Here is a 22,370-nt window from a genome sequence, read left to right as displayed (position 1 = left end):
TTCCACGCATGCTTCGCCCCGCGTCCTCGCACGCGGGATTTCCCAGCGATGCGCTGCGTCTGCCTGCTGTTGCAGACGCGCCGGAGGTGACATGTCTTCCGATTCCCCTGTGTTCGATCCAACATCCACACCCACCCTCAGCCGGCGCCGTTTTGTGCAAGGCCTGGCCCTGGGCGGGCTTGCCGCAGGCGCCGGGCTGTGGCGCACCGATGCGCGTGCGGCCGGCGCGGTCTCCACGCCGGTCCTGCGCGGCAGCAGCCAGTCGCTGCAGATCGGCCGCCTGCCGGTCAATTTCACCGGGCGCACGCGCCCTGCCATCACCGTCAATCAGAGCCTGCCTGCGCCAACGCTGCGCTGGCGCGAGGGCGACACGGTGAGCGTGCGTGTGCGTAATGCGCTGACCGACCAGCCCACCTCGGTGCATTGGCATGGCCTGCTGCTGCCCGCCAACATGGACGGCGTGCCGGGCATGAGCTTCGATGGCATCGCGCCGGGCCAGGAATATCACTACCGCTTCGCGCTGCGCCAATCCGGCACCTACTGGTACCACAGCCACTCGATGTTCCAGGAGCAGGCCGGCCTGTATGGCGCCATCGTCATCGACCCGCTGACACCGCCGCCGTACCGCCACGATCGCGAACATGTGGTGCTGTTATCGGACTGGACCGATCTCGACCCGGCGGCGCTGTTCCGTCGTTTAAAACAGATGCCCAGCCACGACAATTACGCGCAACGCACGGTGGGCGATTTTGTGCGCGATGCCCGCGAAGACGGCTTGCGCGCGACACTGGCCGACCGCGGCATGTGGGGGCGCATGCGCATGACACCCACCGACCTGTCGGACGTCAACGCCAACACCTACACCTATCTGCTCAACGGCGTGGCGCCGGCCGGCAACTGGACCGGCTTGTTCACTCCCGGCGAAAAGGTGTTGCTGCGTTTCATCAATGGCTCCTCGATGACCTACTTCGACATCCGCATCCCCGGCCTGCGCATGACCGTGGTCGCCGCCGACGGCCAATACGTGCATCCGGTCAGCGTGGACGAGCTGCGGATTGCCGCGGCCGAAACCTTCGATGTGCTCATCGAACCGACCGGCCAGGACGCGTTTACGTTGTTTGCGCAGGACATGGGCCGCACCGGATTTGCCTGCGGCACGCTGGCAGTGCGGCATGGCCTGCGGGCGCCAATTCCCACACTGGACCCACGCGCGATCCTGACCATGCAGGACATGGGGCATGGCGATGGCATGGGACATGCCGATCACTCTATGCACGCTGACGATGCCATGCAGGGCGACATGCATGCCGGACATGCGATGCCGATGCCGGCCCAGCATGCGCACACCCCGGACAGCGCATCGGACAAGGCACCGCACCACTCCGCCAGCGAAACTGGCAATCCATTGATCGACATGCGCAGCAATGCCACTGCACCGCGACTGGACGACCCCGGCATAGGCCTGCGCGATAACGGCCGCCGCGTGCTGTGTTACGGCGATCTGCACAGCCTGTTCGACGACCCGGATGGCCGCGCGCCTAGTCGCGAGATCGAGCTGCATCTGACCGGCCACATGGAAAAATTCGCGTGGTCCTTCGACGGTATCGCCTTCGCCTCGGCCGACCCGCTGCGGCTGCGTTACGGCGAGCGGCTGCGCATCGTGCTGGTCAACGACACCATGATGCAACACCCGATTCACCTGCACGGCATGTGGAGCGACCTGGAAGATGCCGACGGCAATTTCCAGGTGCGCAAGCACACCATCGACATGCCGCCCGGCACGCGCCGCAGCTACCGCGTGCGCGCGGATGCGCTCGGCCGCTGGGCCTACCACTGCCATCTGCTGTACCACATGGAAGCGGGCATGATGCGCGAAGTGCGGGTGGACGCATGAGCGCGTTACGTCTACGCCCACTGTTCGTGAGCACGTGGTTGCTCAGTGCATCGTTGGCCGCACAGGAACATGTGGATGCACAGAGCAACGACGCAGCGCACGACACGCATGTGCATGCAATGCAGATGACGGCCGAAGCTGACGATGCCGATTTGCACACGGTGACAGCGTCGGATGCGGAGTCGACAACTGCGCAGGACACGCCTCCTGCCATCGAGATGGCCCACGCGCACAAGAAGCACGTCGGTCAGGCGTCATCGCCTGCAGAGACTGCTCACCACGACGCCGCACAACATGCAGCACACACCGATGTACCGGCGCTGCAGCATGCCGAGACGCAGAAATCCGCATCAAAACCGCCTGCCGATCACAGCCACATGTCGCACGCGGGCATGGAGCATGGCTCCATGGATCACGCGGCGATGAATCACGCTTCCATGGATGAAGCCCCAGCGCAGCAGATGCCGATGGATCACACACCTATGGACCATGCGCAGATGCATCAGGACGCGCCTACAAACGTGCCGATGCAAACGCATGCATCCATCCACAGCACCGCACTGCCACGCGAGCCGATTCCAGAGCCGACCGCCGAAGACATCGCAGCGGCCTTCGCCCCGTTGCAGAGCCACGCGATGCATGGCACGGGAGTCAACCGGTACGTGCTACTCGATCGACTGGAGGCCTTCGACAGCGATCGCGGAAGCGGCCAGGAATGGGAGGCGCGCGCGTGGATCGGTGGAGACATCAACCGGCTCTGGCTACGCAGCGAAGGCGAGCGACAACAGGGGCGCACGCAAGATGCGTCGGTCGAAGCGTTCTACGGCCACGCCGTTTCGCCCTGGTGGGATGTGCTGGTTGGCGTGCGTCAGGACATCGGCACCGACCATCGCAGTTGGGCAGCATTCGGCGTGCAAGGCCTGGCGCCGTACAAGTTCGAAACCGAGGCCACCCTCTTCGTGGGCAGCGGCGGTCGCGCGGCCCTGCGCCTGGAAGGCGAATACGACGTGCTGCTCACCAACCGCCTGATCCTGAAGCCGCGTGTGGAAGCAAACACCGCACTGAGCGAGGATACACAGCGCGGCATCGACAGCGGACTGGAGCAGCTCGAAGCGGGCGTGCGACTGCGCTACGAAATCACGCGCCGGTTTGCGCCCTACATCGGCTGGGTGCATCAGCGCAACTTCGGCGACCGAGCCCAGCGCGCCACGATGGATGACGAACCGGCACGCGACAGCCGCTTCATCGCCGGCGTGCGCATCTGGTTTTGAGATGGACACAGCCGTGCGCATGGACCTAGCCGCTCCGGCCCATGCGCACGGCCTGTACGCAGGCAAACGCAGACATAAAGCAATGATCGACTACAGCGCGTTGCGGCCAGATCACCGACGCGCGTAATGCAGACACGCCGACAACCATTGCCTCGCTAACATCGGCATCCACTGCAGCACTGACCTGTGCCCCGGATTTCAACAAGGAACCCAACATGCCTCTGACCGATCTGCAACACGTTCCCGGCGCCAGCACCGCGCCCGCTGAAACCAGTGGTTTCGTGTTCAACCACACCATGCTGCGCATCAAGGATGCGCAACGCTCATTGGACTTCTACACGCGCGTACTCGGCTTCCGCCTGCTGGATGCGCGTCACTTCGCCGAAGCCCAGTTCAGCCTGTACTTTCTCGCACTGCTGCTGGAAGGCGTAGCGATTCCCGACGACGACGCAGCGCGCCGTCTGTGGATGGCCGGCATCCCTGGCGTGCTGGAACTCACCCACAACCACGGCACCGAAACCCAGGACGGCCCGGTCTATCACGACGGCAACAGCGACCCACGCGGCTTCGGCCACATTTGCGTCTCGGTACCGGACATCCACGCCGCCTGCGCACGCTTCGACAGCCTCGGCGTGGCATACCAAAAACGCCTGCAAGACGGCCGCATGAAGCACCTGGCTTTCATCAAGGACCCGGACGGCTATTGGGTGGAGATCATTTCCAATACACCGCTGGCGTGAGCACGCAGGCCGCTCGGCACCACTAAGGTTTCAGCGGACGGGTGATGCAACGGACGAGGTGCAGGCCTAAAACCCCACACCTCCGCTTACCCCGAAGCCCCATGTCCAGCGGGCATCCTGCCCCCGCAATGCTCGGCGCGACGACTGGACACATCGCCGCGCTGGAGTAGACTTTCGCCGCCCTCCGCAATGGATGCACCCTATGCTCGTCAGGAAGATTCCACTGATCCTTGCGCTAGCGATGATCGCCGCCTGCAAGCCGGCGGCAACGGACGCCACACCTCCGAAGACAGCCGCCACCGCGGCCAGCGCCATCCCCAAACCTTCAGACAAGGATGCTTCTCCCATGCAGGATGCAACCCAGGGTTCAACCCAACAGCTCCAGCCCCCCCGTCCGGATAGCGTGCTCTACTTCATCAGCAACCTCGATGGCGACGGAGCAACTTCTTACGAAGTCGCCAATGGCAGCTGGATCAATTACTGGTACGGCTTTCAATTTGAACTCGGTGGTACGCGTTACTACACCGGCTTCGCCTGGGAAACGCCCGAGCTCTACGGTGCCGAGCGCGAGAATCACTACCCTGCGCCAGACACCAAGGTGACCTTGGCACAGGCCACGTTCGTGACTAGCGAGCCTGGTAGCAAGTCGCCGTGGAAGCTGCGAGGCGTAGAACCCTACATTGGTGAATTCGGGGGCAGCGAAAAAGGCAACGAGGTTGATACCGAGCGCAAGCCACAGACCTGGAGCACACCCTCGGGCGACATGCTGCTGGCGTTACCCACGTGGTATCTGGTCTCGGGTGTCCGCATGCGGACGATCGAGATCCTGCTATTCAATCCGCACGAATTGACAAAAACCGATGAAAACATGTGGCGCTACGTTGCAACGCTTGAGGCCGGCTCCAATAACGACGCTAGCTGCGGACCTGACTCACCCGGCTCCATCCCTTGCGTCGACGTCACCGGCAAGCTAGCAATCGTGCCGCAAGATGGTAGCGACATGCCGCTGTTGCGGGTGAGCGTTCCGGGAGCAGCCAGCCAGGGTGACACTGTGACCGAATACCTTTACGATGTGGCGCAGAAAACCTACCGGTCGACCTCCCGGTAAGGGCCAAAGGATTGGCTCAGGTCGACTTAACGCGGCAGCATATGCTGCCGCCTCAATCGCATGGAGAACGCGATGGCACGTGACTACACCCGCGCTGAAGTACTGGACATCATCGAACGTGAAGCACAGCAGCGGAATATTCCGCGCGACGACTTTATGCGCTTCGCCTACATCGAAACCGGCGGCCAGTTTAACGAACAGGCATCCCGCGGCCCTGATAGCGCCAAAGGTTTATTTCAGTTCGTACCCCAAACGGCTGAGCAATACGGCATCAAGGGCCGTGAGTTGGATGCTGTCGCTAACACCGATGCGGCTGCACAACTGTATCAGGACAATCGTCGCATTCTGGTAAACCGCCATAGTAACAACGGCATGCCCTATCTATCGGGCAAAGAGCAGCCGGATGGAATGGACCTGTACATGGCGCACCAGCAGGGTGCAGACGGCTATCGTTCGATCCAGTCGGCGATCACACACGGCGAATTCATCCGCCCCGATACCCGCGCGAAGATCATCAACAATGTCTCCAGAGAAGACCTGAAGGAAGTTACAGGGGTCGACTACGATGCGTTTAAACGTCTTCCTGACAAGGAAATGGCACAAACGTTCAGTCAATACTGGGATAGTAAGTTTGATCGAATCCGAATCCCTGAAAAGGGCATCGAACCAGTTAACGATGCACCTTCACGCGTATCGACGCAGACACAGGGCACTCCTGAACAAGCACGGACGCCGGCAGCACAGCAGAAGGGTCCTATCGAGCTAAGCGCTGCCTACGATTTGACGGAGAAGTATGACCACGTCAAATACGCGATGAGCGGCAAGCACGCAGGTGTGGATGGTAAGCACCCGGAGCAGGGATATGTCGATTGTTCTGGCTGGGTAGCCACGATGCAGAACGCAACCATGAAGGAGATCAACGCCAAAGCTGGGCATACCGTGTTCAGCAAAAATGACGAATTCAAGCTGGCAATTGACGGTGCGGCGATGATCCTGGAAAAGGCGAAGGAGCGATCCGGCGTGCTGATTGAAGGCAAAGACGTCACTGCCCAGACCCTCAAAGAGGGCATGATCATTGGCGAGGACAATGGTCCCCAGAGTTGGGACAAGGGGCGCTACAAGGGCATCGACCACATCACCATGGTGGTGCGCGACCCCAAGGATGGCGAACTCAAGATCAGCCAGTCGCGTGGTGGCGAGGGCGTCGAACTCAGTTCACTTGACACCTACCTTGAACGCAAGCACGCCAAGGGCGTCAAGCTCTATGCCAGCGACCCGCTGTCCGAGGCGCGCGAGTTGCTGCAGGACCGCAGCCAAAGCAAGCAGCAGTCTCACGACGGCAACGCACACAAACCGGCGCATGCGCAGGCTGGGGCAGAAACATCCGGGGTGCTGCGCGACAAGGCGCACGGCACTGAGGTTTTGAAAGTGCAGCAGACCTTGCAGCAGTTGGGCTACAAGGACGCAAAGGGCAATGCGCTCGACGCCGACGGCGCCTATGGTCAGCGAACGGGTGAAGCGGTCAAGGCCTTTCAGCGTGCACACGGGCTACAGGATGATGGCGTAGTGGGTGGCGATACGCTCAAGGCACTGAAGCAGGCCGAGAAGACGCCGTTGCTGTCGGAAAAAACCAATCCCGATCATCCGCTGTACAACCAGGCCGTTAGCAAGCTGGAACAGCTGGGTCCGAATGCATTCACCGACCGTCGTGCGTTGGAAAATGCGGCGGGTTCATTGGCCTTCGAAGCCAAGGTCAGCGGTCTGCAGCGCATCGACGCGGTCATGCAGAGCAAGGACGGCACCGGATTGTTCGCTGTACAGGGTCAGCCGAGCGACCCGGCGCACCAACGGATCTATGCGGACAAGGCCGCCGCTGCAGAGCGCCCGTTGGAGCAAAGCAGCAATGCCGTGCGGCAGGACGCGCAGACGCAGACGCAGGCTCAAGATCAGAATGAGCAGCAGCGTAACCAGGCGCGCAGCGTAGGCTGATCGTTCTGCAATAGGAAGACACAAGGGGCACTGATCGATGGATCAGTGCCCCTTGTGGTTTAGGGATGCATTTCCCGTGATTCTTGTCGGATTACATCAGGCGTCGGATATCCGGCGTCGACAGATTTGGCGATTCAGTTGGACGCCGCAACAGCCGCTCTGTCGGGAAACCACTGCGGCAACCGCTCGGCGAATTTCGCTGCGCATTCGTCGCTATAGGCTTGTGCGGCCTCTTTGACCAATGCGTAATCGTTGGCTTCCCACTCTTCCAACGAGGCGGTGCGCGGTGTGGGCGTACAGTCCAGACTGACTGGGCTCGCCTTGCGCTTGAGAAGGCCCGTGCGTTCCCCGCCGATCGTCACTGCGTAGCGTAATTCGTAGGGCGATTTGGTGTCAGCCAGGCTCTGATAAACCAGCAGCCAGTCGGACATCAGCACCTGCAATGGGAACCGATCCACCGGCAGCGCTGCCGGATGCCCGGTGAAGTAGGTCTTCAAATGCGCGTTGACCGCATCGCGCTGCAGTTGATAACCGGGATTGCCCACACCTTCCATCTTCTCGCCTTTCAGCTGACCCTTGCTGAAGGCAGATACAGTAACGCCGCGTGCAAACAAGCTGGTCGCGATCTGCAACCCCACTAACGCTCCGGTATGCCCGCGCCGCACCACGCGCAACATTTCATCGCCGTTGGGCAGACCGTTCGAGCCTACCCGCATGCTGGAATGTAACGGAAGCTGCAAGGCCCAGTCAGACGACGGTGTAGTGACATCCTCTACATCGGCTGGTGTTTGCGTCGATGGCTGCCCTTCTGCCGGCGCAACCGCAATCGTCCCCGCTTCAGCCGCCGCCGCATAGGCGATTGCCGTGGAAAAATCACCGCCCGCCAACGCAGGTACCACCGCAGCGGCTTCCGTCACGCGCGCAGGCGTACAAAACGTGGCAGCTGCCCGCATCTGCGCTGCATGGAAACCGATGCCGTTTGTCTGATGCACCACGGCATCCTTGCCGTACTGCTCCACCAGCTTGGCGATCACCGCATCCGATGGCGGTTGCTGTGCGCAAACCTCGGCAGCGGCGATGCGCGACCAGGCGAACTGCAGTGCAGGATCCCAGCCCATCGCATCTTCGCCCACGAAGCCGTGGTCGTAGTGATACGCATAGATGGCAGGGTCGATTTCCTGCAGCGTCATTCCGCCCTCACCGGCATAGCCCGGCGGCAGGTCTTGTGCAATAGCAAGCCCAGGCAGTGCCAACAGCACCGCCGCGATACACGTCTTCATGAATCCACGTCCCTCTGGATGATTGCGACGCGCAGCATGTCCCCCATGCTGCGCGCACGATGCGCCGCAGCGCATCGACGCTACGACGATCAACACTGCAGGGCATTGATCATGGGGGTAATGGCACTTACCCGGCGGATCTGCCTGCCGGGGTAGTGTGCGCGCAGACGCGGGCAATCGCAGTCGGGGCGGACCCGACGCGTGTGTCGGGACCACCCCTGCCCAGGCTCACTGCTCAGGCATGCAAGATCCCGCCCGCTCCAGGTTGCCAATTGGGTGGCGTGCGTAATGCAGCAAGGATGCGGACCAACTCGCGATAACTGTCGGCCAGTTGCGCGAACAGGCTTGCATCACTGCAGCGGGTGTCGGCGACGTCGGAATAGGCGCCGCGGCCGAGATCGATGAAGTAGTCCACGCTGACCCGGCGGCGTTGTGCCAGGCCGGGAAACAACCCGGCAATCAGCAGACAGCCGTCGCCCACATCCCGCAACAAATCGGCACGCACACTGCCGACCTGCTCCTGCGCGTGCAACCACGCCAATGCCTGCGTGCGCGACAGCAGATGCGCATCGCGCTGAAAGCGCAGCAATACGAAGACCAGATAATGCTCGCGCGACTCGTCCAGCGGACGTGCGATCCGCTGCCCCGCCTCGCGCACCAACGCCTGCCACAATTCGGCCGGCGCCCCCTGTTTGAAAGACTCTTGCATACGTCCTCCTGCGTGGTGTGGACCCTCGCAAGAAGCTTATGCATAACCTGGGCCAAAGCGTTGGCAGAGGCTGTGCTCGAGCGCCAGAAACCGCTGACCAAGCTGCTGCCGGCCGTCAGGCAAGTATGGTCGTTGCGCGAATCGACCCGCGCCACTCGCAACAGCAGAGATGTCTGCGCCTCGCGACTACTGCGCAACCACGGCGATGCACGCTCCACTCGCAATCGCTGCCTTGCCGATCGCATCGCATCGCAGAATGATTCCGTCACGAGGGCGGAGGGAAGCGAACGATTCCGCAGCGCGATGCGGCAGCGGGCGACCACCCCATATCGCCTTCACATGTCTCAAAGAGTGACTTGGCTCCCGCAGCGAGACATTGGAACCAAGCGAGCACGACTGTGTGACATCTGTTCGCATTCAAACAGCTGCGCATCTCTAGGATGGCCGCTGCTCGGCGAGCCCCACGCCACTGAGCATCATGGTTCTGCGGTTGTAGCAGGCGCATGCGCGTGTGCGATGCACCGCTGTCGTCATCCAGCAATAACCGTTGAACCGTCTTGCACGATCCTTGCGCAACGCATCGCGTGGTGGTCGCACGTTCCGGAAGCCCTTCGCTTCCGCATCAGGAGTGATCCGACATGGGTGTAAAAACCTCCAAACTTACGGCCTTTATCGCAGCGACGCTTTGCGTTGCCAGCACTGATGGCAGCGCATCCCAACGGCCTGATCTGGGCGCTAACCAAGCGCGCACGGGAGGCGCGGCTTCTCCTGCATCGCTTGCTTATCCACGGCCTGACGAGGTGCCGCCAGGTACCGCAATGACGTTCTGGGCATCGCAGCCGGTCGATCGCAACGAGACGGTTGTCGTGAGCGGCGGCAATCTCAACCCAACCGCCACAGTGCGCCTTACCCGGCTCGACGATGGCGCAGTAGGCAGCCCATTGGATGTCGCCGACAGCACCAACAGTGGTTGGATCAACGTGGTGCCGAGCCAAGCCACCGAGCAATCACTCAAGTTTCAGCTGCCTGATCGTGCGCGCGGCGTCTACGCGTATCGGATAGTCACCGGCATCGGGACCGGTGCGACAACGCTGGTGAATGCGCCGGATATCTGGTTCGTGCAAGGCAACGTCGGCGGTGGTGCGTCTCCAGGCGGCAGACTCAACGTCTTCGGCACGGCACTGGGCAGAATGTCGGCATCGAGCCAACCGGTACGGATCGCATTGGTCAGAAACGGAAGCGTGCAGCGAATCCTGAGCGCAGATCTCTCCAATCCGAAGGAAGGCATGTATGTGCAGAGTTTTGCCATTCCCGCCGACGTGCCGCAAGGCGATTATGAGCTGTATCTACACAATGGCTCCGGTGGCCCAAGCGCATGGAGTCGTTATCAAAACTTCGGCAGCGGACCGGATCGCACGGCGCCGCGCACTACCATCACCAGTATCAACATCGGGTATGCAACCAATTGGCCGCAAACCCGATGCAATGTCGCGCCGCCCATCGGCAACGGCGCTTCGGACGACGCCAGCTTTGCGGCCGCATTCGCCTGCGCGGCCAATGCAAAGGGTGGCGTGGTGTCCATTCCTGCGGGCAGCTACACCTTGTCCGGCCGAGGCTTCGACAATATCCCCAACCACACAGTCATCGCAGGTGCGGGCAAGCAGGCAACCGTGCTGAACTTTCCGCAGGTGGTCGGCAGAAAGGATGCGCCGGCGGTGATCTTCAAGGGTGGCTCCACTGCCTACAACCAGGCCAAACAACCTAAATGTGGCCGCCCGATCAATTATGCCGCTGGCGTGTATGGCATACGCGATCTCTCCATCAATGCGCCGAATCTGCGCGAAGGCAGTGCAATCCTGTTCGAACACATGTCCGTCGAGGACCTGCATTCGATTCCGTTCGTACGCGACTCAATCATCACACTCGGCAAGTCGTCAGATCGGACAAGAACCGATCCGCACACGACCGGCATCAAGGCCATGGATACGTCCAACTTGCAGATCTCCGGTAACGACATCACCAGTAGCAAACCGATTTTCATGGACAGCAATGTTTATGGCGTGACAGTGCAGGGCAATACCTTGCGTTGGCACGAGACGGCGCTGGCGTTCAACCACGACGCGCAGAACGCGCTCATCACCCACAACAGGAACATTTCTGCAGGGGCACCCTATTACGGCACACCGTCGGAACTGCAATTCAGCGCGCCAAGCCGGGATGTGTATTACGCCAACAACGCCAATCAATACCCAGTCGACGCCGAGCCCCCACCGTGGCAGCTCACGATGGACGAAGGCACGGGCAACTACTTCGGGAAGGCTGCTGCGGTCTCGGGGAAGCAACTGACATTGGCAAGGCAAGCCATCGATCTGGCGTACCGCTGCAATGCCGACGGCAACTCAGCGATGATCGTTGCTGGAAAAGGCACCGGACAGCAGCGCTACCTGACAGGCAACCCGCTGACTCTCGGCAACACCGTCACCCTAGACAGCGCCTGGCAGATCCCCCCTGATCAGCAATCGGATCTGAGCATCGTGACGACCAATGGCAGGATGCTGTTCGTCAACAACGATTACAACGGGTCCGGCCCTGTCACCAACTTTTATCCATCCGCTGATGTGATCCATGCGTACAACCGTTTTAATCGCTTCGGCGGGAGCCTGGTGCAGCCGAACGGTTTTTACACCGATGCCCAGGCGCTGCTACCCGGTTGGCATTCGCAAATGCTCAACAATGAAGTCACCGCCGAGGCGACGACGAATCCATTGTCGTCGCAAGACTCGACCGCAACGTTTACCGTACATGGCGGCAATCGGATGATCAGCCAAGGCGAAGATCTGCAGAACCGCACGTACACCGGCTCCGTTCTCAGTACCGCCATCATCCGCAACAACCGGTTTGCCACCGGTGCGAGCGGCAGCGTTGGGCTGTGGGATCGGGTGAGCAATTCGCTGCTGGAGAACAACATCGTCCCGGCGTTTCGAATTCAGAATGAAAACGTCAAAGACTCGCTGATCCGCGCCAATCGCACTGCGGGCGGAGGCGAACCGCAGCGCTTGATCAATGAGCCCCGCCCTGGCAACGGCAACATGCTTTGCACAAGCACTGACGCCAGCACCTGCGCAGCACTCAACCGCTAGCGCGCACTCCCGGATGGACGCCGGCGCTGCACGCAAGCAGCGCTGGCGTTACTCCACCGTCACCGACTTGGCCAGGTTACGCGGCTTGTCCACGTCGGTGCCGCGTGCCAGTGCGGTGTGATACGCCAGCAGCTGCACCGGGATGGTGTGGATCACCGGCGACAGCACGCCGGCGTGGCGCGGGGTGCGGATCACGTGCACGCCTTCGGACTCGCTGAAGTGGCTGTCCTGGTCGGCGAACACGAACAGCTCGCCGCCGCGTGCGCGCACTTCCTGCATATTGGATTTAACCTTTTCAAGCAGCCGGTCGTTCGGTGCGATCACCACCACGGGCATGGCCGCATCCACCAGCGCCAGCGGGCCGTGCTTCAATTCGCCGGCCGGATACGCTTCGGCGTGGATATACGAGATTTCCTTGAGCTTGAGCGCGCCTTCCAGCGCGATCGGGTAATGCAGGCCGCGGCCGAGAAACAGCGCATTTTCCTTCGGTGAGAAGCGCTCGGCCCAGGCCATGATCTGCGGTTCCAGATTCAAGGCGTGTTGCACGCTGCCGGGCAGGAAGCGCAGCTGCTCCAGATAATCGGCTTCTTCAGCCTCGCTGATGCGGCCCTGCAGCTTGCCCAGCACCATGGTGAGCTGGAACAGCACCGCCAGCTGGGTGGTGAACGCCTTGGTCGAGGCCACCCCGATTTCGGCGCCGGCGCGTGTGTAGCAAACCAGTTCGCTGGCGCGCGGGATCGCGCTCTCGGGCACGTTGCAGATCGACAGCGTATGCAGATGGCCCAGCGATTTTGCGTATTTCAGCGCCTCCATCGTGTCCAGCGTTTCGCCGGACTGCGAAATGGTGACGATCAGATGCTTGGGATTGGCGTACGCAGCGCGGTAACGGTATTCGCTGGCGATCTCCACGCTGCACGGCAGCCCGGCGATGGCTTCGATCCAGTAGCGCGCGGTCATGCCGGCGTAATAGCTGGTGCCGCAGGCCAGGATCTGCACGCCTTCGATCTCGCGCAACACCGCTTCTGCGTTGGCACCAAACAGCGACGCCGGGAAGCCCTTCGCATCGATCGCCGCTTCGATGGTGTCGGCCAGCGCACGCGGCTGCTCGTGGATTTCCTTCTGCATGAAATGGCGGAACGGCCCCAGCTCCAGCGATGCCAGCGACACATCGGACAGATGCAGCGGGCGCTCGACCGGCGCGTCGTTGGCATCGAAGATGCGCACGCCCTCGCGACGCAGCTCGGCGGTATCGCCTTCTTCCAGGAAGATCACCTGACGGGTGGCCTGCACGATGGCCGAGACATCGGAGGCGACGAAGTTTTCGCCCTCGCCCACGCCGATCAACAACGGGCAGCCCATGCGCGCGCAGACAAACCGCTCCGGCTCGGCCTGGCTCATCACCGCCAGCGCGTAGGCGCCGGTGAGTTCCTTGACCGTGCGCTGCAGCGCGCTGAGCAAATCGCCCGCGTCGGCCAGATGGTGATGGATCAGATGCGCGATGACTTCGGTGTCGGTCTGCGACTCGAAGCTGTAGCCGAGCGCACGCAGCTTTTCGCGCTGTTCTTCGTGGTTTTCGATGATGCCGTTATGCACCAGCGCCACGCCGGCACTGATGTGCGGGTGCGCATTGGCTTCGGTGACGCCGCCGTGGGTGGCCCAGCGGGTATGGCCGATGCCCAGCGTTGCGCCGAACTGTTCGGCCTGCGCCGCCTGCGCCATCTCGACCACCCGCCCGGTGCGCCGCACCCGCCGCACCTGCGCGCCATCGAGCACCGCAATGCCGGAAGAATCGTAGCCCCGGTATTCCAGGCGCTTGAGTCCTTCGATCAGGACCGGGACCACATCGCGCCCGGCGATCGCTCCGACAATGCCGCACATAGGGACAGCTCTTTAGGAAGAAGGCCGGCATTTTAGCGTGTCCGCTGTTGTCCACTGCATGACCGTGCCCGGACAGCGTGTCCGCGTCGGTGTCCGCGGACACTGCGGACACGCGCCCATCCGGGATGAATGTCTTTTATTTCAGCCACTTGGCAGTTGGCACGCGCCCTGCTTTGTCAGCGTGACGCCACCGAGCACGCCGACCATGATTCGCGACACCTCTGCCCAGGACCAGGTTCTCCGTACCCCCGCCCACCACGCGCCATGGCGCCGTTGGCTGTGGCCCACCGTCGCCACCGTGGCGGTGCTGGCCAGTATCGGTTGGGCGATCAGCGCGTGGAGCGCCGGCAGCAGTTCGTTCGATGCCAGCCGGGTGCGGATCGCCACGGTGAGCCAGGGCGATCTGGTACGCGACATCGCCGCCGATGGCCGGGTGATCGCCGCCAACAGCCCGGTGCTGTACGCCATCTCGGCCGGCACGGTGACGCTGAGCGTGGTGGCCGGCGATGTGGTCAAGCAGGGCCAGGAGCTGGCGCGGATCGACAGCCCGGAACTGCGCAGCAAGCTGGCGCAGGAACAAGCCACCCTGGCCGGACTGGAAGCCGAGTCCAGCCGCGCAGGGCTGGACGCCACGCTTGCCCGTGCCAACGCCAGCAAGCTCACCGACCAGGCCAAGATCGACAAGCAGGCCGCCGCGCGCGACCTGGAGCGCTATCAGCGCGGCTACGACGGCGGCGCGGTGCCGCAGGTGGAGCTGGCCAAGGCGCAGGACACCTTGAAGAAAACCGACATCGACCTACAGCACGCCGAGCGGGATGCGTCGTTGAAGAGCCAGGGTGCGGATCTGGATTCGCGCAACAAACGTTTGCTGGCCGACCGCCAACGCGCAGTGGTGGCCGAGGTGCAGCGCCAGGTCGACGCACTGACGCTGCTGTCGCCATTCGATGGCCAGGTCGGCCAGGTGCAGGCGGTGCAACACACCCAGGTCGCAGCGAACGCACCGATCCTGGGTGTGGTGGATCTGTCCAAATTTGAAGTGGAGATCAAGGTGCCGGAAAGCTTCGCGCGCGATCTGGCGATCGGCATGCCGGCCCAGCTCACAAGCGGCAGCGGCGAACCCTTCCCCGGTGCCATTTCGGCGGTGTCGCCGGAAGTGGTCAACGGCGAAGTCACCGCACGCATCCGCTTTACCGACAAGCAGCCGCCGGGCCTGCGCCAGAGTCAGCGCATGAGCGCGCGCGTGGTGATGGACACGCGTCGCAATGTGCTCAAGGTCGAACGCGGCCCGTTTGTCGAGCAATCCGGCGGCAGCTACGCCTATGTGATGGATGGCAACACCGCAGTGCGCCGCCCTGTGCGCACGGGTGTCAGCAGCCTGGGCGAGGTGCAGGTGCTGTCCGGGCTGCAGGTCGGCGACCGCGTGGTGGTGTCCGGTGCAGACAATTTTGGTGACGCCCCGCGCGTCACCGTTCACTGATTCATTCAATCCTCTTCGTCGCACTCTCTTTCGCAAAGGAATCGGCAATGCTCAAGATGCAAGCGGTCTCCAAGGTCTTCCGCACCGAACAGGTGGAAACGCACGCGCTGCGCTCGCTAGACCTGCATGTGCGCGAAGGCGAATTCGTCGCGGTGACCGGGCCGTCCGGCTCGGGCAAGACCACCTTCCTCAACCTGGCGGGACTGCTGGAAACCTTTACCAGCGGCCAATATCTGCTCGACGGCGAAGACGTCAGCCATCTCTCCGACGACGCGCGTTCGCGGCTGCGCAATCAGAAGATCGGTTTCATCTTCCAGGGCTTCAATCTGATCCCCGACCTCAACCTGTTCGACAACGTCGACGTGCCGCTGCGCTATCGCGGCATGCCCGCGTCCGAGCGTAAGCAGCGCATCGAAGACGCCTTGACCAAGGTCGGGCTGGGTTCGCGCCTGAAGCATTACCCCACCGAACTGTCGGGCGGCCAGCAACAGCGCGCCGCCATCGCACGCGCGCTGGCCGGCAGCCCGCGCCTGCTGCTGGCCGACGAACCGACCGGCAACCTCGACTCGCAGATGGCACGCGGGGTGATGGAGCTGCTGGAAGAAATCAACAGCCAGGGCACCACCATCGTGATGGTCACCCACGACCCGGAACTGGCCGCACGCGCGCAGCGCAACGTGCACATCGTCGACGGCCAGGCCACTGACCTGGAACGCAATCCCAGCCTGATGCGCGCGCCCAATACCACTGCAAGCCTGGCCGAATAAGGACCGCCCCCATGTTCGGCTATTACTTCAATCTCGCGCTGCGCAGCTTCCGTCGCAACAAGGTGCTCACCGCGCTGATGGTGCTGGCGATCGCGCTGGGCATCGGCGCCAGCATGACCACCTTGACGGTGTTCTATGTGCTATCCGGCGATCCGTTGCCTGGCAAGAGCCAGACGATTTTCATCCCGCAATTGGATGCGCGCTCGCGCGATCACCGGAGTAAAGAAGCACTCGAGCAGTTCACACGGTTCGACGCAGAAGCCTTGCTCCGCGAGAAGCGCGCAGATCATCAGGCGATGATGAGCGGCGGAAAGGTGGCTTTGGAACCCGACAATGCATCACTACGCCCATTTTCGATCGATGCGCGCTATACCTCGACCGACTTTTTCCCGATGTTCGACGTGCCCTTTCTGTATGGCGGCGCCTGGTCGACCAGCGATGATGGCAGCCGCGCACGCGTCGCAGTGCTGTCGGAGGCGCTGAACAAGCAGCTCTTCCACGGCGAAAACAGCGTGGGCCGAACAGTGCGCGTGAATCGCAACGCGTTGCGCGTCGTCGGTGTCCTCAAGGACTGGCGTCCTACCCCAAAGTTTTACGACATCAACACCGGCAGGTACTCCAAAATCGAACAGATCTTCATTCCCTTCAGCACAGCAGTCGAGCAGAAGTTCGCAACGACCGGCGCGCGTTCCTGCTGGGGTAACAGCTCGGGGTCCAGCAATGAAGAAAAAGGAATTAATGAGCCCTGTGCCTGGGTCCAGTATTGGGTACAGCTGGACAGTCCACAGAAAGCCGTCGCCTATCGCCAGTACCTGGAAAACTATTCCGATCTGCAACGGCGTGCTGGTCGCTTCGAGCGACCCAACAATGTAGAGCTGCGTAGCCTGATGGAATGGCTGGACTTCAAGAAAGTGGTGCCCAGCGATGTCCGCCTGCAGACCTGGCTGGCATTCGGGTTTCTACTGGTCTGCCTGGTCAACACCATTGGTTTGATGCTGGCCAAATTTTTGCGGCGCAGCGGGGAGATCGGTGTGCGCAGGGCGCTTGGCGCGACCAAACGCAGCATCTTTGCGCAAGCGCTGGTGGAAGCCGGGACGATCGGGTTGACCGGCGGCCTGCTGGGTCTCGGCCTGGCCAGCCTGGGGCTCTGGGGCGTACGACAACAGCCCAGCAGCTACGCCGATCTCGCGCATCTGGATCCAGCCATGTTGCTGAGCACCTTTGCGATGGCCCTGCTCGCCAGCATCCTGGCTGGAATGCTACCGGCATGGCGTGCCTGCCAGGTCGCTCCTGCCATTCAACTCAAGTCTCAGTGATGCCTTGTCGGCCGATACGACCTTCGTCGCGTCGGCCGCAGCCAGCAACCAGAAAGGACACGCTCATGGAAATCCGCCCCATCCTATCCACGCTGCAACGGCACAAGACGGCTGCCGCATTGATCGTGCTTGAGATAGCACTGAGCTGCGCCATCATTTCCAACGCGCTGTTCCTCATCGGCAACCGAATAGAGCGTATACAGCGCCCCAGCGGCCTGGCCGAAAACGAAATCGTCAGCATCAGCATCGCTGGCATCGGGGAAGATCAAAACGCCAATGCATTGACCGAAACCGACCTGGCTGCGCTGCGCGCCATTCCAGGGGTGAAGTTCGCCTCCTCGGTCAGCCAGGTCCCGTTCGGCGATAGCATGTGGGTCACCGGTATCAAGCTGACCGCGGATCAACGGGTCCCGACCGTTGACCTCAATACCTACCATGGCGATTCCCAGACGCTCGATACGCTCGGCCTGCGGCTGGTGCAGGGGAGGCGTTTCACCGAAGGAGAATTCAGCTGGAACAATGACGAGAAGGCCACAATTCCCAGCGTCATCATTACCAAGAGCGCAGCGGAAAAATTGTTTCCCGGGCAATCGGCATTGGGTAAGTCGATCTATACCGAAGAAACGCCTAGCAAGATCGTCGGCATCGTGGAGCACTTCGCGCGTGTCAACGACTATGGTGGAGAGGCTTCCTATGACGACTCGATGCTATCCCCTGTCAAAATTTCCTACAACGATGGGCATCGTTACCTGCTGAGAACCGATCCGGATCGACGCCAGGAGGTACTGCGTCAAGCGGTCGCGATCCTGGAGAAGAACAGCAACAGTCGCATCATCGAGGAGAAGAAGACGCTGGAAGAGATGCGTCGCGACTTCTATCGCCAGGATCGTTCGATGTCCTGGCTGCTCGTCACCATGAGCATCGCCCTGCTGATCGTCACCGCACTGGGCATCGTCGGTCTTGCCAGTTTCTGGGTACAACAGCGCACCAAGCAGATCGGCATTCGCCGTGCACTCGGTGCCACGCGCGGGCAGATCCTGCGCTACTTCCAGATCGAGAATTTTCTGTTGGCCTCGGTCGGGATCGTGCTCGGCATGTTGATGGCTTACTCGATCAACCTGTGGTTGATGGCGCGCTACGAATTGCCGCGCCTGCCGTTGATCTACCTGCCGATCGGCGCGCTCACGCTGTGGATGCTGGGCCAGATCGCCGTGTTCTGGCCCGCACGTCGCGCGGCGTTGGTGCCGCCGGCAGTCGCGACGCGCAGCGCCTGAGCACACCATGGGACGCTGCCTCAAACCCATCACCACACCCTGGCGCCCGGCGATGCCGGCCGCTGGTCAGCTGCGCATGCCGACAAACCGCGATACTTCCCTCCCAAGGACTCTCTCCCTATGCGTCCGATCGTCCATCCCCGTATCGTCGCCGCTGTACTCGCCATCGCTGCGATGAGCGGCACGCTGCATGCCGGCAGTGGCGCCTCCGTGCACCCCACAACGCAGACGCGTAGCGAAGTGACTGAGCGCACCACGCTGCGTATCGACGATCATCAGCTGCACTGGCAACACAACGCACAGACGCTGGCGCTGACCGCCACAGCTGCCGGCCTGCTGGTCACGCAGGCCAGCGATACGCTGGTACTGCAGCTGCGCAAGGGCGATACCCTGCGCGCAGCCGATGGCCGCGGCATCGCCACCGTGGAAGAACTGCTGCACGCATTACGCGCTGCCGCCGGCCGTCCAGTGCAGGTCCAGGTGGCACGCGGGCAGGTGCCCTTGAGCCTGACCTGGACCGCGCAGATGTATGCATCGCTGCTGCCACCGTTGCCGCCCGCGCCACCGACACCACCACAAGCGCTGCGGTAGCCGTCGCTTGCAGCCGGGGCACGCACGCGCGCCAGCCTGTCACACGTCCAGCGCCAACTACGCCGGCGCACTGCCCAGTCGCAACGTCCGTTGCTATCGCCATCGGCTTGCGGCACGCAGTGTGCGGCGACACCGGCTGGCGCCGTATGCTGTGGCAAGTACTTCCCCAACACCTTTCGCCTTTCGAGCGCGCAATGCCGCATATCCTGATCATCGACGACAACACCGCCGTGGCCACCGCGCTGGAGGTGCTGTTTTCCTTGCACGACATCGAAACGCGGCATGCGTCATCGCCGCAGGCCGGATTGGCCCTGCTGGACGAGCAGGCGTTCGACCTGGTGATCCAGGACATGAACTTCACCGCCGACACCACCTCCGGTGAAGAAGGCGAGGCGCTGTTTACCCAGATCCGCCAGCGTCATCCGGATCTGCCGGTGATCCTGCTCACCGCCTGGACCCATCTGGGCAGTGCGGTGGGCCTGGTCAAGGCCGGCGCCGCCGACTACATCGCCAAACCGTGGGACGACACCAAGCTGCTGACCACGGTCAACAATCTGCTCGAACTCTCCGAGGCGCGCCGTGAACTCGCGCACCGCCGCGAACGCGAGCACCGCGGCCGTGAGCAACTGACCCAGCGCTACGATCTGCGCGGCGCGGTCTTCGCCGACCCCGCCAGCGAACGGGCCATCGCGCTCGCCTGTCAGGTCGCACGCTCGGAGCTGCCGGTGCTGATCACCGGCCCCAACGGCAGCGGCAAGGAAAAGATTGCCGAGATCATCCAGGCCAACTCGGCAACCAAACATGGCCCCTTCATCGCGCTCAATTGCGGCGCTCTGCCGGGCGACTTGATCGAGGCGGAATTGTTCGGTGCCGACGCCGGCGCCTACACCGGTGCCAACAAGGCGCGCGAAGGCAAATTCGAAGCGGCCGATGGCGGCACGCTGTTCCTGGACGAAATCGGCAACCTGCCGCTGGCGGGCCAGATGAAGCTGCTGCGCGTGCTGGAAACCGGGCGCTATGAGCGACTGGGTTCCAATCGCGAGCGGCATGCAAAAGTGCGCGTGATCAGCGCCACCAACGCCGACCTGCCGTCGATGATCCGCGATGGCAGCTTCCGCGAGGATCTCTACTACCGCCTCAATACCGTGGAGATCGCGCTGCCGGCACTGGCCGAGCGTCCGGGCGACATCGCGCCACTGGCCGAGCATTTCCTGGCGGGCGGCAAGCCGCTGTCTGCACAGGCGCGCGATGCGCTGCAACGGCACGCGTGGCCGGGCAATGTGCGCGAGCTGCGCAACGTGCTGCAACGTGCGTCGCTGCTCGCGCAAGGCGCGCGCATCGAAGCCAGCGATCTGAACCTGCCACGCGCCGCCGCGGCGCGGCCAGTAGCAGCAGTCGCTGGCGAGCCCGATCGCGCGCGCATCGAACAGGCGTTGGCGCGCGCGCAAGGCGTGATCGCGCAGGCCGCCGCCGAATTAGGATTGAGCCGGCAGGCGCTGTACCGGCGCATGGACCGTTACGGCATCAAACCGGAATGAATCTCCGCATGCGGCATCGCTCCTTCACGTTCGCCCTGTTTTTACGACTGTTACCGGTGCTGGCACTGGCGGCCGCGCTGCCGTGGTTCATGGCGTACTGGCTGGATCGCGGCTGGCAGGTGACTGCGATTTCGGTCGTCGTTTTGCTGGCCGCAATGTGGTTCAGCCTCAACCGCGCTACCGCACCGATGCGCTCGCTGTTTCGCGCACTGGCCGGCACCACCAGCAGCTACCGCGATGGCGAATACAACTTCGGCGTGCACTGGCGCGGCACCGACGAACTGGCGCAGTTGGTGCAGGCACATGCCGAACTCGGCGACGTGCTGCGCGCGCAACGGCGCGATCTGGTGCAGCGCGAATTGATGCTCGACACCATGCTGCAAAACACGCCTGTCGCGATGCTGCTGGTGGTGGCCGGCGGCGATGGGCTGCGCCGCATCGGCTTTTCCAACAATGCCGCGCGCAAACTGCTCTACGGCGGACGCAAACTCGAAGGCCAGCATCTGGACGACGTGCTCGAACGCATGCCTGGCGAGCTACGCGACGCATTGGCACGCGGCGGCGACTGCCTGTTCGCCGTGCGCGAGGACGGCGACGACGAGGACGACGAGCAGATCTACCACCTCTCGCGGCGCAGCTTCCACCTCAATGGCCGCGGCCACGAGTTACTGCTGATCCGCACCCTGACCACCGAATTGCGTCGGCAGGAAGTGCAGACCTGGAAGAAGGTCATCCGCGTGATCAGCCACGAATTGAACAACTCGCTCGCACCGATCGCCTCGCTGGCGCATTCCGGCGCCGAACTGTTACGGCGCGAACGCACCGACCGCCTGGGCACGGTTTTCGAGACCATCGAAGAACGCGCGCGTCATCTGGAAGGCTTTATTCGCGGCTATGCGCGCTTTGCCAAGCTGCCGCAGCCGCAATTGCAGACCATCGCCTGGGCGCCATTTCTGGAACGCCTGCAACAGCAGATTCCGTTCCAGGTGCAAGGCGACCTTAGCGATGTCAGCAGCCGCATCGATGCAGCGCAGATCGAGCAGGCCATGCTCAATCTGCTCAAGAACGCACACGAGGCCTGCAGCGAAGCGCAGCCGCCCAATAGCGACGTTGCGGTGCGCGTGACACGCGTATCGCAGTGGCTGCGGATCGAAGTGCTAGACCGCGGCAATGGCATGAACGAAGCGGTCTTGCACAATGCCCTGATGCCGTTCTATTCGACCAAACGCAATGGAACCGGGCTGGGGCTTGCGCTCACCCGCGAGATTGCCGAAGCGCATGGCGGGCGTATTTCGCTGCACAACCGCGAGCATGGCGGCCTGTGCGTGACCTTGTTGCTGCCCTCGGCATCGGCTGCTTAGGCATCCACTCGCGACACTGTGTTGCCCGTTCGAACGC

Annotated in this window: 16 protein-coding genes; 13 read left to right on the top strand and 3 right to left on the bottom strand. The window is 62.5% G+C overall.

Translation table 11 applies throughout. The features are described 5' to 3' along the window. Nucleotides 1-91: 91 nt before the first annotated feature. From ASF90_RS07760 to ASF90_RS07740, 5 genes are all read left to right on the top strand, one after another. Nucleotides 92-1,894 carry a copper resistance system multicopper oxidase gene (locus ASF90_RS07760; RefSeq protein ID WP_055848046.1) on the top strand — a complete coding sequence of 601 codons (1,803 nt, stop codon included), beginning with the start codon at nt 92-94 and terminating at the stop codon, nt 1,892-1,894. A 218-nt stretch (nt 1,895-2,112) separates the two neighbouring features. After that, a complete protein-coding gene (locus tag ASF90_RS07755) occupies nt 2,113-3,165 on the top strand; it encodes a copper resistance protein B (protein WP_055850249.1) in 1,053 nt (350 codons plus the stop codon). A 215-nt stretch (nt 3,166-3,380) separates the two neighbouring features. Beyond that, nucleotides 3,381-3,905 (top strand): lactoylglutathione lyase, encoded by a 525-nt coding sequence (gene gloA / locus ASF90_RS07750; protein ID WP_055848041.1) that lies wholly within the window; start codon nt 3,381-3,383, stop codon nt 3,903-3,905. A gap of 346 nt (nt 3,906-4,251) precedes the next feature. Next, nucleotides 4,252-5,013 (top strand): hypothetical protein, encoded by a 762-nt coding sequence (locus tag ASF90_RS07745; protein WP_055850247.1) that lies wholly within the window; start codon nt 4,252-4,254, stop codon nt 5,011-5,013. 72 nt (nt 5,014-5,085) lie between these two features. Continuing rightward, on the top strand, nt 5,086-7,002 hold the full coding sequence (locus tag ASF90_RS07740) for an XVIPCD domain-containing protein (RefSeq protein WP_055850245.1): 1,917 nt from the start codon (nt 5,086-5,088) through the stop codon (nt 7,000-7,002). A gap of 134 nt (nt 7,003-7,136) precedes the next feature. On the opposite strand, the gene ASF90_RS07735 is transcribed toward ASF90_RS07740, so the two are convergent. Together ASF90_RS07735 and ASF90_RS07730 are read right to left on the bottom strand one after the other, a co-directional pair. Further along, on the bottom strand, nt 7,137-8,282 hold the full coding sequence (locus ASF90_RS07735; RefSeq protein ID WP_055848038.1) for a hypothetical protein: 1,146 nt from the start codon (nt 8,280-8,282) through the stop codon (nt 7,137-7,139). Between the two features lie 235 nt (nt 8,283-8,517). Beyond that, nucleotides 8,518-8,991 carry a hypothetical protein gene (locus ASF90_RS07730; RefSeq protein ID WP_055848035.1) on the bottom strand — a complete coding sequence of 158 codons (474 nt, stop codon included), beginning with the start codon at nt 8,989-8,991 and terminating at the stop codon, nt 8,518-8,520. A gap of 638 nt (nt 8,992-9,629) precedes the next feature. Here ASF90_RS07730 and ASF90_RS07725 point away from each other — a divergent pair. After that, entirely contained in the window at nt 9,630-12,131 is a 2,502-nt protein-coding gene (locus tag ASF90_RS07725; RefSeq protein ID WP_153067872.1) for a hypothetical protein, read from the top strand. Between the two features lie 48 nt (nt 12,132-12,179). Here the strand turns inward: ASF90_RS07725 and glmS are convergent, their stop codons facing one another. Next, a complete protein-coding gene (gene glmS / locus ASF90_RS07720; RefSeq protein WP_055848030.1) occupies nt 12,180-14,009 on the bottom strand; it encodes a glutamine--fructose-6-phosphate transaminase (isomerizing) in 1,830 nt (609 codons plus the stop codon). 205 nt (nt 14,010-14,214) lie between these two features. Here glmS and ASF90_RS07715 point away from each other — a divergent pair, with 205 nt between their 5' ends. The 7 genes from ASF90_RS07715 (at nt 14,215) to ASF90_RS07685 (ending at nt 22,333) form a co-directional block, all read left to right on the top strand. Beyond that, the gene (locus ASF90_RS07715; protein ID WP_055848027.1) at nt 14,215-15,486 is read left to right on the top strand and encodes an efflux RND transporter periplasmic adaptor subunit; all 1,272 of its coding nucleotides are present in this window, start codon (nt 14,215-14,217) and stop codon (nt 15,484-15,486) included. 47 nt (nt 15,487-15,533) lie between these two features. Next, nucleotides 15,534-16,253, top strand: a complete 720-nt coding sequence (locus ASF90_RS07710) for an ABC transporter ATP-binding protein (RefSeq protein WP_055848024.1) — start codon at nt 15,534-15,536, stop codon at nt 16,251-16,253. Between the two features lie 11 nt (nt 16,254-16,264). Next, complete coding sequence (locus tag ASF90_RS07705) at nt 16,265-17,569, top strand: ABC transporter permease (RefSeq protein WP_055848021.1); 1,305 nt, start codon at nt 16,265-16,267, stop codon at nt 17,567-17,569. Between the two features lie 65 nt (nt 17,570-17,634). Then, nucleotides 17,635-18,843, top strand: a complete 1,209-nt coding sequence (locus tag ASF90_RS07700) for an FtsX-like permease family protein (protein WP_055848018.1) — start codon at nt 17,635-17,637, stop codon at nt 18,841-18,843. 120 nt (nt 18,844-18,963) lie between these two features. Continuing rightward, entirely contained in the window at nt 18,964-19,434 is a 471-nt protein-coding gene (locus tag ASF90_RS07695; RefSeq protein ID WP_236699225.1) for a PDZ domain-containing protein, read from the top strand. Nucleotides 19,435-19,628: 194 nt separating this feature from the next. After that, nucleotides 19,629-20,972: a sigma-54 dependent transcriptional regulator gene (locus ASF90_RS07690; protein WP_055848015.1), complete on the top strand. Its 1,344-nt coding sequence runs from the start codon at nt 19,629-19,631 to the stop codon at nt 20,970-20,972. Between the two features lie 8 nt (nt 20,973-20,980). Then, nucleotides 20,981-22,333, top strand: a complete 1,353-nt coding sequence (locus tag ASF90_RS07685; RefSeq protein WP_055850242.1) for a HAMP domain-containing sensor histidine kinase — start codon at nt 20,981-20,983, stop codon at nt 22,331-22,333. Nucleotides 22,334-22,370: the final 37 nt, after the last annotated feature.

It is taken from the genome of Xanthomonas sp. Leaf148, from assembly GCF_001423585.1.
GTDB lineage: Bacteria > Pseudomonadota > Gammaproteobacteria > Xanthomonadales > Xanthomonadaceae > Xanthomonas.
This window is presented reverse-complemented; position numbering and strand designations above follow the sequence as displayed.

What these genes read in the sequence shown, in the direction of transcription:
- ASF90_RS07760 (WP_055848046.1), top strand. Translation starts at nt 92, where the DNA reads ATGTCTTCCGATTCCCCTGTGTTCGATCCAACATCCACACCCACCCTC.
- ASF90_RS07755 (WP_055850249.1), top strand. Translation starts at nt 2,113, where the DNA reads ATGGCCCACGCGCACAAGAAGCACGTCGGTCAGGCGTCATCGCCTGCA.
- gloA (WP_055848041.1), top strand. Translation starts at nt 3,381, where the DNA reads ATGCCTCTGACCGATCTGCAACACGTTCCCGGCGCCAGCACCGCGCCC.
- ASF90_RS07745 (WP_055850247.1), top strand. Translation starts at nt 4,252, where the DNA reads ATGCAGGATGCAACCCAGGGTTCAACCCAACAGCTCCAGCCCCCCCGT.
- ASF90_RS07740 (WP_055850245.1), top strand. Translation starts at nt 5,086, where the DNA reads ATGGCACGTGACTACACCCGCGCTGAAGTACTGGACATCATCGAACGT.
- ASF90_RS07735 (WP_055848038.1), bottom strand. Translation starts at nt 8,282, where the DNA reads ATGAAGACGTGTATCGCGGCGGTGCTGTTGGCACTGCCTGGGCTTGCT.
- ASF90_RS07730 (WP_055848035.1), bottom strand. Translation starts at nt 8,991, where the DNA reads ATGCAAGAGTCTTTCAAACAGGGGGCGCCGGCCGAATTGTGGCAGGCG.
- ASF90_RS07725 (WP_153067872.1), top strand. Translation starts at nt 9,630, where the DNA reads ATGGGTGTAAAAACCTCCAAACTTACGGCCTTTATCGCAGCGACGCTT.
- glmS (WP_055848030.1), bottom strand. Translation starts at nt 14,009, where the DNA reads ATGTGCGGCATTGTCGGAGCGATCGCCGGGCGCGATGTGGTCCCGGTC.
- ASF90_RS07715 (WP_055848027.1), top strand. Translation starts at nt 14,215, where the DNA reads ATGATTCGCGACACCTCTGCCCAGGACCAGGTTCTCCGTACCCCCGCC.
- ASF90_RS07710 (WP_055848024.1), top strand. Translation starts at nt 15,534, where the DNA reads ATGCTCAAGATGCAAGCGGTCTCCAAGGTCTTCCGCACCGAACAGGTG.
- ASF90_RS07705 (WP_055848021.1), top strand. Translation starts at nt 16,265, where the DNA reads ATGTTCGGCTATTACTTCAATCTCGCGCTGCGCAGCTTCCGTCGCAAC.
- ASF90_RS07700 (WP_055848018.1), top strand. Translation starts at nt 17,635, where the DNA reads ATGGAAATCCGCCCCATCCTATCCACGCTGCAACGGCACAAGACGGCT.
- ASF90_RS07695 (WP_236699225.1), top strand. Translation starts at nt 18,964, where the DNA reads ATGCGTCCGATCGTCCATCCCCGTATCGTCGCCGCTGTACTCGCCATC.
- ASF90_RS07690 (WP_055848015.1), top strand. Translation starts at nt 19,629, where the DNA reads ATGCCGCATATCCTGATCATCGACGACAACACCGCCGTGGCCACCGCG.
- ASF90_RS07685 (WP_055850242.1), top strand. Translation starts at nt 20,981, where the DNA reads ATGCGGCATCGCTCCTTCACGTTCGCCCTGTTTTTACGACTGTTACCG.